This is a genomic window from Caenimonas soli, from assembly GCF_013155545.1.
In the GTDB taxonomy this organism is placed as follows: Bacteria; Pseudomonadota; Gammaproteobacteria; order Burkholderiales; family Burkholderiaceae_C; genus Ramlibacter; species Ramlibacter soli.
This window is the reverse complement of sequence record NZ_JABJVV010000023.1, coordinates 16,284-29,137: the sequence shown is the minus strand read 5'-3', so window position 1 is coordinate 29,137 and position 12,854 is coordinate 16,284. Positions and strand designations below refer to the sequence as shown.

The following is a 12,854-nucleotide window of genomic DNA, read 5'->3' as shown; positions in this document are numbered from 1 at the left end:
GGGAGAAGGCGCCACAGTGTCGTCCCCCAATGCCAAGCCGGAGAGGTCCATGCTTCACCAGGTCATCGACCGCCGCCTGTCAGGCAAGAACAAGTCCATAGGCAATCGCGAGCGGTTCCTGCGCCGCTACCGCGACCAGATTCGCGACGCGGTGCGCAAGGCGGTGGGTGACCGCAGCATCCGCGACATCGAGGAAGGCACGGACATCACGCTGCCCAAGCGCGATGTGTCCGAGCCGGTTTTCAGCCATGGCTCCGGTGGCACCCGTGAAACGGTTCATCCAGGCAATCGTGAGTACGTGCGCGGTGACCGCATCCGCCGGCCCGAGGGCGGTGGCGGTTCGGGCAGCGGCAACGGCGCCTCGAACGACGGGAACAGCGAGGACGACTTCGTCTTCCGCATCACGCGCGACGAGTTCATGAATTACTTCTTCGACGACCTGGCGCTGCCCCGCTTGATACGCACGCAGTTGCTGGCCGATGCGCCGGAGTGGAAGACCCGGCGCGCGGGATTCGTTTCCGAGGGCAACCCCACCAGCCTGCACGTGGTGCGTTCCATGCGCGTGGCCCTGGGCCGGCGCATCGCCATGGGCAGCGACGCCCGCGTCGAATTGCGTCGGCTGGAAGAACACCTGAAGCAGCTCGAAAAGCTCGACCACACGCCGGCCGCCGAGATCATGGCGCTGAAGGAGGAGATCGAGCTGTTGCGCGAGCGCCTCAAGCGCGTGCCCTGGCTCGATCCCTTCGACCTGCGCTATCGCAACCGCGTGCGCGAGCCGCTGCCGACCAGCAAGGCCGCCATGTTTTGCCTGATGGACGTGTCCGGGTCGATGGACGAGGCGCGCAAGGACCTGGCCAAGCGCTTCTTCATCCTGCTGTACCTCTTCCTCACACGCCACTACCAGCAGACCGACGTGATCTTCATCCGGCACCACACGCAGGCCGCGGAGGTGTCGGAGGACGAGTTTTTCCACGCCACCGAAAGCGGCGGCACGGTGGTGTCCAGCGCGTTGACGCTCATGCACGAGATCATCCGCGAGCGCTACATGGGCCAGGAATGGAACATCTATGGCGCCCAGGCATCGGACGGCGACAACTGGCAGCAAGACTCTTCCAAGTGCCGGGAGCTGCTGGACGTCAAGCTGTTACCGCTGGTGCGCTACTTCGCCTACGTGCAAGTGGCGGATGAAGACCAGAACCTCTGGGAAGAGTACACGAGGGTGCGCGACTCCAACCCGCACTTCGCGATGCAGAAGATCTGCACGCCGGCGCAAATCTTCCCGGTGTTCCGTGACCTGTTCAAAAAGAGCGCGAACGCATCATGAACACCTTGAACGGCGATCACGTCGCCAGCAAACGGCTGCCCAGTCCCTCGGACTGGACTTTCGAGCTGATCGAAACCTACTTCGAGCACATCAAGCGCACGGCCCACAGCTTCGGGCTGGACACCTATCCGGTGCAGCTGGAGCTGATCTCCGCCGAGCAGATGCTCGACGCCTATGCCTCGGTCGGGATGCCGGTGAATTACCGCCACTGGTCGTTCGGCAAGCAGTTCATCTCCAGCGAGAAGAACTACCGCCGCGGCCACATGGGCCTGGCCTACGAGATCGTCATCAATTCCGATCCCTGCATCGCCTACCTGATGGAAGAGAACACCATGCCGATGCAGGCACTGGTGATGGCCCACGCCTGTTTCGGCCACAACTCCTTCTTCAAGGGCAACTACCTCTTCCGCATGTGGACCGACGCGAGCTCCATCGTGGACTACCTGGTCTATGCCAAGGCCTATATCAGCGAATGCGAGGAGCGCCACGGCATCGATGCCGTGGAGGAGGTGCTGGACTGCTGTCATGCCCTCATGCATTACGGCGTCGACCGCTACCGCCGGCCGCAGAAGATTTCGATGGTCGAAGAGGAAATCCGGCGCAAGGATCGCGAGGCCTACCTGCAGCAGCAGGTGAACGACATGTGGCGCACGCTACCCAAGTCCCAGGGCAAGCAGTCCAAGAAGGAGCACAGGCGTTTTCCCGAAGAGCCGCAGGAGAACATCCTGTACTTCATCGAGAAGAATGCGCCGTTGCTGGAGCCGTGGCAGCGCGAGATCGTGCGCATCGTGCGCAAGATCGCCCAGTATTTCTATCCGCAGCGCCAGACCCAGGTCATGAACGAGGGCTGGGCGACCTTCTGGCACTACACGCTGCTCAACGACATGTACGACCAGGGCCTGCTGTCCGACGGCTTCATGATGGAGTGCCTGAGCTCCCACACCAACGTGGTGTTCCAGCCGCCGGTGACGCATCCGGCCTACAACGGCATCAATCCCTATGCGCTGGGCTTCGGCATGTTCACCGACCTGCGGCGCATCTGCGAGAAGCCGACCGAAGAAGACCGCCAGTGGTTCCCCGAGATCGCCGGCTCGGACTGGCGCAAAACGCTGGACTACGCCATGCGCCACTTCAAGGACGAAAGTTTCATCGGCCAGTACCTGTCGCCGCACATGATGCGCGAGTTCAGGCTGTTCTCGATCGTGGACGATTCGACCCAGAAGGAACTGGAAGTGTCGGCCATCCACGACGACACGGGTTACCGCCGGGTGCGCGAGGCGCTGTCGCGCCAGCACGACCTGAACTGGCGCGAGCCCAACATCCAGGTGTGGAACGTGAACCTGCGTGGCGACCGTTCGCTGACGTTGCGCCACATGCGCCACAACGACCGCCCACTCGACAACGGCGCGGAAGAGGTGGTCAAGCACGTGGCCCGGCTATGGGGCTTCAGGGTGCGACTGGAAAGTGTCGACAGCCACGACCGGGTGCTGCAGCACTGGGAAGTCACGCCCGTGCCGCACGGTTAGCGACGGTTACGGCAGCTTGGCCAGGATGCCGGTCATCTCATCCTTGGTGAAGGCCCTCAGCGTCTCGAAGCGCACGTTCCCGGCCGAGGACACGGCCAGCCCGAATGCGGCGACGGCCTGTTCATTGTCGGCATCGAGCAGCGTGACCAGGTCATACTGGCCTTGGGTCCAGTAGATCTCGCGCATCTTCACGCCGAAACGCCCGGCCATATCCTTTACCGCGTCGGCGCGCTTGGTCGTGTCCTTGACGGTCCGGATGCCCTGGTCGGTGAATGACGCCAGCACGACATAAGTGGTCATGATCCATCTCCTTTGAAGAATGGCGCTCGATTGCGCGGTTCCAAGAGTAGATCGTGCGGCGCGGATTTTCAAAGAGATTCAACTGGTCTGTTCCAGTGTTCGAACTGGAGTGCGGCAAACGACGTCAGCTTTCCCGCCAATGCACTTGCCGCGACCGTGGGAGGGCTGGCCAGCCAGACCTGGCCCGGCCCCGAGCGGCCCGGGAAGTTCCTGTTGATGGCGCTCACCGTCACTTGTTCAGCAGCGGTGGAAGATCCGGGACCGCAATTGGCGCAAGCACCGCAGGAGGGCTGCAGCAGCCGCGCTCCCATCGCTTCGAAGGTCTTGTCGTAGCCGCGAGAAATGCAGTAGTCCCGCACTGCCGTGGTTCCGTACTGCAGGTACAGCGCAACATGGCCTGGAACACGCAAGCCGTGTTGCAGCCCCCATGCCAGGACTTCGTGGTAATGGTCGAAGTCATCGCGCTTGCCAGCCGTGCAGGAGCCGCCGTAAGCGATATCGATCATCACTTCGCGGTCAAGCTGGTCGATCGGGATGACATTGCCGGGATCACCGGGCGCCGCGACGATGGGGCTCAAGGCCGCGCAATCGACTCGAATCGTCTGCGCATAGCGGGCGCCCGGATCGCTTCGCATCCACGGCTCGATCGCGAAACTCACGCCCCGCCGCTCGCGCAGGAACCGCACGGTTTCCTCGTCGGGCTCAACGATGCCGGTGAGGCCGCCAAGTTCCGCGGTCATGTTGGTGAGGGTCGCGCGCTCGTCGGTGGCGAGGGCCCGCACCGCCGCGCCGGCGAACTCGAACACCTTGCCCACCCCGCAGCCGCTACGAATTTCCGGCAGGGCCAGCAGCTGCAAAACGATGTCTTTGGCGGTCACGCCCGGGGGCAGGTCGCCATCGAGTTCCACCCGCAGCGTTTGCGGCATTGTCATGCGCACGGCCCCGGTGACGAAGGCGTTGGCCATGTCGGTGGTGCCTACGCCGAAAGCCACGCATCCCAGCGCGCCGCTGTGCGGGGTGTGCGAATCGGTGCCGACCACCACCTGGCCCGGGAGGGCGTAGTGCTCCGCCATCATGGCGTGGGAGATTCCGGCGGTGTTGCTGCCGTCGTCGCGCAAGGCTTCCTCGTCGGTGAGAGTCCGGTGCGCCCGCAAGCCGTACTCCGCGGCGAAGTCGCGCTGGGCCTGGCACATGGCCCTCATGTTCGGCACCAGGCCCGCGCGCAGGTGCGCGGGGCTCTGGTCCACGTACGAGGTGTGGTCTTCGAAGACGACGATGGACTGCGGCTCGTGCAGTGCCAACGGACGGCCGAGCGTGCTGTGCAACAGGTGCGAGGCCATGCCGGTGTAGTACTCGTGGATGAAGCGCCAGTCTGCGCGCACGAATGCACCTTCGCCCGGCTCGGGGTCCGCTCCGGTGACCGGCGTGGCCAGCAGATGCCTGGCAATGATCTTTTCGAAAAGGGTGAGGGGTCGCGCATCGCCGGCCGGCAGCGCGGGACGGGCTTCACGCAGATGCGCCTGCCCGAAGCTCAGCATGCCGCCGCTGCGCAGGATGTCGGCCGCGAGCTCGTCGCGCCCGGCCAGCAATTCCTCCAGCGGGATTTCTTCCCCGCGTTGGATCCGCTCTACGAGCCCGAAATCGGTGGAGGTGAACAGGCCGATGTTGTCGGCGTTCTGCCGGTAGATGCGCTCGAAGCTGCGCGCGATGACCAGCCGGATGCCGGCGAGCTTTTCGGCGGCCGGGCTGTGTTCGCGGGAGGAGCCCTTGCCGTAGCGCCCACCTGCAACCGTCACCACGAATCCTCCGGCCTGCGCGGCACCGGCACCGATCGGGGTTTCGGCGCCGGCCTTGAAACCCGTATAGGGAAAACGTGCCAGCCGGTCGTCGTAGTGCGACATGATGTGCACCGGCGTGATCTCGTCGGTGGATACGTCGTCGCGCAGCTCGCCTGCCTGCTCGAGGCTGAGCCGCCGGCCGGCCAACTGGGCGTGCATCGCCTGCGGATCAGCCGAAAGAAAAAGAACCCGCGGATTCGGGCCCAGCGCGAGGGTAGTGGGATGGGTCATGGATGGGAGCGGCCGGCCAGATGCTCGACCAGGAGTTGCGCCGCCGGCGAGAGCGCCTGCGCGTCGCGAAAACAGATGATGAAGCGGCGTTCGGCCCAGGGCTCCGCGAGCGGGACGATCGTCAGCCCATAGGCCATGGCATAGATTTCTGCCACTTCGAAAGGAACCAGGCTGATGGCCAGCCCCGCGCGCACGACACGCAAGGCGGCCTCGAAATTGCTCACGACCACCCGCTGGTTGAGCGTGCGTCCCAGCTGCGCGGCGGCGCGCTGCAGCATGACCTGGACGGCGCTGTTCACGGGCAGGCTCACATGTTCATAGTCCAGGGTCTGCGCGAAACGCAGGCTCTTGCGCGACGCCAGTGGATGCCCTTCCGGTACCACCATGCAGAGATGGTCGCTGCGGTAGCCGCGGGACTGCAAGGAACCCAGATCGGCTGCGTCCCAGCACACGCCCAGCGAAGCCGCGCCATCGCGAATCCCGCGCACGATCTCCGGGCTGACGCGTTCCTCCATGTCCACCTGGATGTTGCGGTGACCAGGCATCTGCAGGAACGCGGCCACGTCGTCGGCCAGGGATTCAGACATGGCGGAGACCGAGGCGAGGATGCGCACCTGGCCGCGCACCCCGGACGCGTAAGCTTCCATGTCGCGCTCGATCCGGGCTGCGCTGTCGAAGATAGTGCGGGCGTGTTCCAGCAAGGTGTGTCCGGCGGCGGTAGGGATGACGCCGTGGCGCTTGCGTACCAGCAGCTGCGTGCCGACGGTGTCTTCCAGCTGCGCCAGGCGCTTGCTGATGGCCGAGGGCACCAGGCTGGCCTTGTCGCCGGCACGCGCGATATTGCCGGTCTCGCAGACGGAGGCAAACAGCCGCAATGAGGTCAGGTCGAGGTCGCGCAAACTAGAAGTTCCAAAATGGAACGTCATCGCTGACAAAATAGCGCTGACGTCGTGGTTTGGAAATTCTAAACTTCAGGCCAGGCAAACGCAAATCATGGAGACAAAGTGACACGAACCAGCGCAACCACCCGGCCGGCGCGCCAAGCCATCATTCGCGAGATGGGCTTGCGCGACGGCCTGCAAAGCATCTCTACCGTCCTGCCCACTGCGAAGAAGCTCCAGTGGATCCGCGCGGCCTACGACGCCGGACAGCGCGAGATCGAGGTCGGATCCTTTGTTCCGGCGCGGCTGCTCCCCCAGTTGGCGGACACGGCCGAGGTACTGGCGTTCGCCAAGACCTTGCCCGGGCTGATGGCTTCAGTGCTCGTGCCCAATCTTAAGGGCGCTGAGCGGGCCATCGAGGGCGAGGCGCAGCTGATGCTGGTGCCGCTGTCGGCGAGCCACGCCCACAGCCTGGCGAACCTGCGCAAGACACCAGATGAAGTGGTGGCGGATATCGGCAGCATCCGTGCGCTGCGCGACGCGCGCGGCTCGAGCACGCTGATCGAGGTCGGCATCAGCACCGCCTTCGGCTGCACCCTCCAAGGCCGAGTCGAGCCGGCCGAAGTGCTGCGCCTGCTGAAGGCCGCGCTCGACGCCGGCGTGGACCGCGTGAGCCTGGCCGATACGGTGGGCTACGCAGACCCGGCGATGGTCCGAGAGTTGTTCGAACTGTGCCTGCCCGTGGCCGGCGACAGGCTCAACTGCGGCCACTTCCACGACACGCGCGGCCTGGGCCTGGCCAATGTGTACGCCGCGCTGGAGATGGGCATCACGCGTTTCGATGCGTGTCTTGGCGGTATTGGCGGCTGCCCTCATGCGCCCGGCGCCAGCGGCAACGTAGCCACGGAAGACCTGGCATACATGCTGGCCAGCATGGGGTACGAGACCGGCCAGGACTTCGACGGCCTCCTGGCCCTGCGCGAGCAGCTGGCGCAATGGCTGCAAGGCGAAACCCTGCACGGCACGCTGTGGCGCGCCGGCCTTCCCAAAACGATGCTGCCGGCGACGGCTGAAGCCTGATCATGAATCCATCCAACGAGTCCATGCCCCAGCCCCTCACCGGCTTGCGCGTCATCGAATTCACCCACATGGTGATGGGCCCCACCTGCGGCATGGTGCTGGCCGACATGGGGGCCGAGGTCATCAAGATCGAGCCTGTCGACGGCGACCGCACGCGCCGTTTACTTGGCGCGGGGTCCGGCTTCTTTCCGATGTTCAACCGCAACAAGAAGAGCATCGGCATCGACCTGCACAGCGAGGAGGGCGCGGAGACGGCCCGCCGGCTGTGCGCCACGGCCGACGTGGTGGCCGAGAATTTCAAGCCCGGGACCATGTCCAAATACGGCCTGGACTATGCGAGCCTCTCCAAAGCAAACCCCCGCCTGATCTATGCGAGCCACAAGGGTTTTCTGCCGGGTCCGTATGACCATCGCACCGCGCTCGATGAGGTGGTGCAGATGATGGGCGGCCTGGCCTATATGACGGGGCGTCCCGGCGATCCACTGCGAGCCGGCACCAGCGTCAACGACATCATGGGCGGGCTCTTCGGCGCCATCGCGGTGCTGGGTGCGCTGATACAGCGCGGCATCACCGGACGCGGCATGGAGGTGCAAAGCGCCCTGTACGAGAACAATGTGTTCCTCATGGGGCAGCACATGCTGCAGTTCGCGATGACCGGCAAGCATCCGGCCCCCATGCCCGCGCGCGACAATCCCTGGGCGGTGTACGACGTGTTCACGGTCAACAATGGCGAGCAGATTTTCCTGGCGGCTGTCAGCGATGCCCAGTGGCTTACTTTCTGCGATGCGCTGGGCTTTGCGGATCTCAAGGCCGAGCCGGAACTGGCGACGAACAACCTGCGTGTCACGCAGCGCCCGCGCCTGCTCAAGACCATCTCAGAGCGGATTGCCCATCGCTCGGCGAGTGAGCTGGCGTCGCTGATGGAGAAGGCAGGCCTGCCGTTCGCGCCGATCAGGCGACCCGAGGACCTCTACGATGACGAGCATCTGCTCGCCACTGGCGGGTTGGCGGACGTCCGGCTGCCCGACGGCCCGAAAGCCGGCCAGACGGTGAAGACCACCTTGTTCCCAATTACCATGGACGGGCAGCGCCTGGGCGTGCGGCTGGATCCGCCGCGCCTGGGCGAGCACAGCCGTGAACTGCTGGCCAGCGCGGGATATGACCAGCGCGCCATCGACGAGTTGCTGGCCCGGGCCATCGTAGCCTGAGGCCATCCATCTAATTCTTACTGGAGACAAAACGATGATCAAACGACTGACTTCTTTTTCGCGCCGCGATGCGTTGCTCGCCCTGGCGGCGCTGGGTGCCGGCGCTGCCGGTCTGTCTTCTCCCGCGGCCCGTGCGCAGTCGGACCGGCCCATTCGGTTCATCCTCCCGGTGGCCAGCGGCTCCGGCGTGGACACCATCACGCGGGCGGCGAGCCAGGCGGTATCGAAGGCGCTGGGCCATCCGGTCGTGGTGGAAAACCAACCCGGCGCCGGCGGCGTGATCGGCACGCACGCGATGATCAAGTCGCCGCCCGACGGCTTCACGCTGAGCGTGGTCTCCAACAACCATGTGATCTATCCCAGCGTGCTCAAGTCGGTGCCGTTCGACCCGGTCAACGACATCACGGCCATCACCGTGATGGGTACCACGCCCCTGGTGCTGGTCGTCAATCCCAAGGTCCCCGCCACCAATGCGAAGGAACTGATCGCGCTGCTGAAGACCAAGCCGGACTCGCTCAACTATGCGTCTTCGGGCAACGGGACCATCCTGCACCTTGCGGCCGAGATGTTCATGGACGAAGCCGGCGTGAAAGCCAAGCACATCCCCTACAAGGGCGTCGGCCCGATGCTCACCGATCTGATCGGCGGCCAGGTTGAAATCGGCGTGCTGGCCCTGCCTTCGGTTCAGGCCCACCTCAAGAGCGGCGCCTTGCGCGCGATCGGCACCTCCTCCGCGCAGCGGATAGCCGCCGCGCCGGAGGTCCCCACGTTCGCCGAGCAGGGGCTGCCCAAGTATGTGGTGGAAGGTTGGTTCGCGGTCGTGGGCCCGAAGGGCCTTCCTGCAGCCGACGTGAAACGCATCCACGCGGCTTTCACCAGCGCGTTCAACTCGCCGGAGGTGAAGGAAGCGATGGCCAAGCAGGGCAACACCATCTCGATGACCTCGCCCGAAGCGGCCCAGGCCTTCTTCCGCACCGAACTGGGCAAGTACGCCGCGCTGGTAAAGAAGGCCGGGCTCGAGCCTCAGTAAAGATCGATTGCCTGCCGGTGGCCCGCCTATTCTTACAAGGAAGTAGCCTTGTGAAAGGAGCGGACCATGAAGCCAGGAAAGATTCGCTGCGCCGCAGTGTTATGGGTGGCGGCTGCGGCGCCGGTCTTCGCAGAACCCCAGACCCAGGACTGCCAGGTGCAGCCATCACAGGCTGATCCGTTCGTCGATCGGGTCGCCACGCTATCGCGCTACGAGCAGCTCCCGCCTTACTGCCTCAAGGCCGTGTTCATGCAATGCGCCGAGCAGGCCAACCAGCAGATGCTCGACTTCGGCAGCGCCGCCACCTGTTCGATCGCCTACGAGGCGCTGCTCAAACGTGGATTCTCCGGCGACTTCCAGGCGCTCATCGCGTGGTGGCGCACGCAGCGGAACGAAAGCGCCTCGGCCAACTGAACTTCAGGGCCTGATGATGGTGACCTGCGAAGCCGAGTTCTGGGTGGGGTCGTAGTTCATATTGCTGCCCGACAGGCCGCCGAGGGTAAAGACACTCGTATTGTCGACCGAGCTGATCGGCGCGCTGGTGAGCGTGCAAGTGCTGTTGCTGGCCGTGACGCAACTGGCGTTGCCACCTGGAGCGAAGCTGCCCGTGACCGTGACGTTGGGCATGGCCATTAGCGTGCTGTTGACGTTGCGCACCGTCACGGTCGCTTTGGCGCGCCAGTTCTTGCCTTGCTTGCTCCATGAGCCCGTCAGCGCGCTGACGGCAATCTGCGCGGCCGGCGGCTCGGCGGCGGAGCCCGTGCCCAGCGAATACAGCAGCAGGTTCGGCGAGCCCGTGCCGACCGAGCCGATCCTGTCGGCGGTGGCGCTGCCCACCAGGAACGCCGCGATCGCCGCGGGCGATGCGGTCGGATTGGTTTGCGCGACCAGTGCGGAAACCCCGGCGACATGGGGTGACGCCATCGAAGTTCCACTGATCGTGTTGGTGGCGCTGCTGCCGCTGTTCCAGGCCGACGTGATGGCGCTTCCGGGGGCGAAGATGTCCACGCAGGCGCCATAGTTGGAATAGGAAGCCCGAACGTCGCCGCTGGTGGTCGCACCCACGGTCAGGGCGCTGGACTCGCTCGACGGCGAGTAGTTGCAGGCATCGGCGCTGCTGTTTCCTGCCGCGACCACCATGGTCACGCCCTTGGCAACCGCGCCGGCGACGGCCGCGTTGACCGAGGTGGATTTGCCGCCCCCGAGAGACATGTTCGCCACTGCCGGTCGCAGGCCGCTATTGGCTACCCAGTCGATGCCGGCGATGACGCCGCTCCAACTGCCGGAGCCCCGGCAGTCGAGCACCCGCACCGGCCGCAGGCTGACTTGCTTGGCCACGCCCCAGACAGTGCCGCCTACCGTGCCGGCGACGTGCGTGCCATGGCCGTTGCAGTCGTTGGTCCCCAAGCCGTCGGCGATGGCGGTAAAGCCCGGGAAAAGCCGGCCGCTGAACTCGACGTGGTCCGGCCTTATACCGGTGTCGATGATGAAAGCGTGGACGCCCAGGCCTGTGGCGTTGTAGTGGTAGAGTAGGTCAAGGGGCCGATCGGCCTGGTCGATCCGGTCCAGGCCCCAAGTGGCTCCGTTCTCGACTTGCGTCAGCGAGACGGTCTGGTCCTGCTCGATGTAGTCCACATTGGGGTTGTTCTGGATGCCGGCCAACGCGGCCGCGGGCAGGGTGGCGGCAAAACCCTTGAGCGCCGTGGAATAGACATGGTGGAGCTGTGCTCCGGGCCCGCGAACGTGATTGGCGGCCTCCGCTGCCGGATTGCCGACGTCCTTCTTGAGGACAACGATATAGCGGTCCGTTATGGGGCTCGACTGTGCAAACGGATGGGTAGGCGGCGAATCGGGTACTTGCGCGTGGATGGCGGGCGAAACGAGCGTGAGCAAAGCGGCGAGCGGGCCAGCCCGTAGCAAGCAGTTGCGAATGTTTGGCATGTTTCGTTTGTATTGACGGAATCAAACGCCATGAAACAGCACCAGCCTCATCGGCACAAGGGTTTCTTGCGCGCGATCACGTCGCTTACACACCCTTGCCCCGGCCGCGTTGGAAATTTCACGCGGTGCGTATGACGGTGATGTGCTCGGTGCCGCTTTCCGGCAACCACACTTCGCCTGCGCGGCCCAGGATCTGGCGCACGTTCGCACTGTCGCGCGGAAAGCCGAAGCGCTCGAACTTTTCGGTGCGCGGGTCGAAGGCAAACATGGCGTTGCCCCCAAAGTCGCTGACCCACACGATGTCCCGCTCGTCCACATAAACGGCGTAGGGCTTGGGACTGCTGCCCGGCAGTTTCCATTGTGCCCAGGTGCGAGCCGCCGGATCATGAACGGACAGGTTGCCGCTGTTCCATTCGCTGACCCAGATGCGGCCCTTGCTGTCGGCCCAGACGCGACGCGCGCCCTGGTTGCGAGTCGGTGGCTCCACCACGGTCGAGTCCCCGGTGCGCCGGTCGATGCGCGCAATGAACGAGCCGGCCAGCGAGCACCACCACACGTCGCCGCCGGCCGTGGCGCAGATGCCGTAGGGACCGCGGCCACGTGGGGCTTCCTTCACGCTGACCTGTCCGGTTTTCACCGCCACCTTGCCGACGTAGCCGCTTTGGCCGGTGAACCACAGGTCGCCCTCGCCGTCGAAAGCCGCCGTGTTGAGATTGGCATAGGGGGTGCCCTGCGGCAACGCGAGGACCTGCACCTTGCGGTCGGGCCAACCGACGCGAACGATGGCGTTCTGCCCGCTGTCGGTGACCCAGGCTGCCTTGTCCGGACCCTGGATCACGCCGTGCGGCGATGAGCCCGGGCCCAAGGGAACCAGTTCGGTGCGGCCCGCCTTGGGATCGAACCAGCCGAGATGGCCACTGGCCTGGGCCGTGAACCAGACACCACCGTCGGGCGCGGGCGCCAGGTCATGGATGCCGGTGCGGCGCGGCGTGCCCAGCGGCCAGGATTGCATCCGGGCGGGCTGGGCCGCGAGGGGCTGCAGGGCCATGGCGCCGGCGGCGACCACAGCGGCGCGTCGTGTGATCCAAAACATGTCCACCTCGCTGCAGTAGTGGCGGACGCCAATTCTCCCCCCAAACCTCGCGCACTGTCTCAACGCTAGCTTTTCAATCCGGCGCTGGGCATACTGGAAACAGTGCCATCCGGTGCGAGAGGGGATCGCCATGAACCAGCCCTTGGGTCAGGAGCCTCAGTTCGAGCGCAGCAGTTTCCGGCAGACATGCGATTACTGCGGCGCGATCTTCGAAGTGTTCGTGTCGCGGCTCGCCGATGCCGACGTCGACGAGGACTATCACTGCCCCGAATGCATCAAGCACTTCACCATTGCCGCCGCGCTGCAACCCCTGGTCAGGCTGCGCGTCAAGCGTGGGGATGGCAAGACCGACCGCTACCAGGACACCATGTTCTGAGCGGGCAAAGAAAAAGCGCCCCGAAG

General features: G+C 65.0%; 12 protein-coding genes. 7 read left to right on the top strand and 5 right to left on the bottom strand.

From position 1 onward, the window contains the following. Nucleotides 1-49 precede the first annotated feature (49 nt). Both HNE04_RS25485 and HNE04_RS25480 read left to right on the top strand, forming a co-directional pair. On the top strand, nt 50-1,324 hold the full coding sequence (locus HNE04_RS25485) for a YeaH/YhbH family protein (protein WP_172225964.1): 1,275 nt from the start codon (nt 50-52) through the stop codon (nt 1,322-1,324). Further along, a complete protein-coding gene (locus HNE04_RS25480; protein WP_172225961.1) occupies nt 1,321-2,850 on the top strand; it encodes a SpoVR family protein in 1,530 nt (509 codons plus the stop codon). Before HNE04_RS25485 ends, HNE04_RS25480 begins: the two co-directional genes overlap by 4 nt. A 6-nt stretch (nt 2,851-2,856) precedes the next feature. Here HNE04_RS25480 and HNE04_RS25475 read toward each other — a convergent pair whose 3' ends face one another. The 3 genes from HNE04_RS25475 to HNE04_RS25465 form a co-directional block, all read right to left on the bottom strand. After that, nucleotides 2,857-3,150, bottom strand: a complete 294-nt coding sequence (locus tag HNE04_RS25475; protein WP_172225958.1) for a GYD domain-containing protein — start codon at nt 3,148-3,150, stop codon at nt 2,857-2,859. A gap of 68 nt (nt 3,151-3,218) precedes the next feature. Next, nucleotides 3,219-5,219, bottom strand: a complete 2,001-nt coding sequence (locus tag HNE04_RS25470) for an aconitase family protein (RefSeq protein ID WP_172225955.1) — start codon at nt 5,217-5,219, stop codon at nt 3,219-3,221. Then, nucleotides 5,216-6,118: a LysR family transcriptional regulator gene (locus tag HNE04_RS25465; RefSeq protein ID WP_172225952.1), complete on the bottom strand. Its 903-nt coding sequence runs from the start codon at nt 6,116-6,118 to the stop codon at nt 5,216-5,218. Before HNE04_RS25465 ends, HNE04_RS25470 begins: the two co-directional genes overlap by 4 nt. 105 nt (nt 6,119-6,223) lie before the next feature. Here HNE04_RS25465 and HNE04_RS25460 point away from each other — a divergent pair, with 105 nt between their 5' ends. From HNE04_RS25460 to HNE04_RS25445, 4 genes are all read left to right on the top strand, one after another. After that, complete coding sequence (locus HNE04_RS25460; protein ID WP_328700414.1) at nt 6,224-7,180, top strand: hydroxymethylglutaryl-CoA lyase; 957 nt, start codon at nt 6,224-6,226, stop codon at nt 7,178-7,180. 2 nt (nt 7,181-7,182) lie between these two features. Beyond that, complete coding sequence (locus tag HNE04_RS25455; protein ID WP_172225949.1) at nt 7,183-8,388, top strand: CaiB/BaiF CoA transferase family protein; 1,206 nt, start codon at nt 7,183-7,185, stop codon at nt 8,386-8,388. A gap of 34 nt (nt 8,389-8,422) precedes the next feature. Continuing rightward, nucleotides 8,423-9,418: a Bug family tripartite tricarboxylate transporter substrate binding protein gene (locus HNE04_RS25450; protein WP_172225946.1), complete on the top strand. Its 996-nt coding sequence runs from the start codon at nt 8,423-8,425 to the stop codon at nt 9,416-9,418. Between the two features lie 66 nt (nt 9,419-9,484). Further along, nucleotides 9,485-9,832: a hypothetical protein gene (locus HNE04_RS25445; RefSeq protein ID WP_172225942.1), complete on the top strand. Its 348-nt coding sequence runs from the start codon at nt 9,485-9,487 to the stop codon at nt 9,830-9,832. Between the two features lie 3 nt (nt 9,833-9,835). Here HNE04_RS25445 and HNE04_RS25440 read toward each other — a convergent pair whose 3' ends face one another. Both HNE04_RS25440 and HNE04_RS25435 read right to left on the bottom strand, forming a co-directional pair. Then, complete coding sequence (locus tag HNE04_RS25440; protein WP_172225939.1) at nt 9,836-11,359, bottom strand: S8 family peptidase; 1,524 nt, start codon at nt 11,357-11,359, stop codon at nt 9,836-9,838. 118 nt (nt 11,360-11,477) lie between these two features. After that, nucleotides 11,478-12,452, bottom strand: a complete 975-nt coding sequence (locus HNE04_RS25435) for a Vgb family protein (RefSeq protein WP_172225936.1) — start codon at nt 12,450-12,452, stop codon at nt 11,478-11,480. A gap of 130 nt (nt 12,453-12,582) precedes the next feature. On the opposite strand from HNE04_RS25435, the gene HNE04_RS25430 reads away from it, so the two are divergent. Then, nucleotides 12,583-12,828, top strand: a complete 246-nt coding sequence (locus HNE04_RS25430; RefSeq protein WP_172225933.1) for a hypothetical protein — start codon at nt 12,583-12,585, stop codon at nt 12,826-12,828. Nucleotides 12,829-12,854 lie beyond the last annotated feature (26 nt).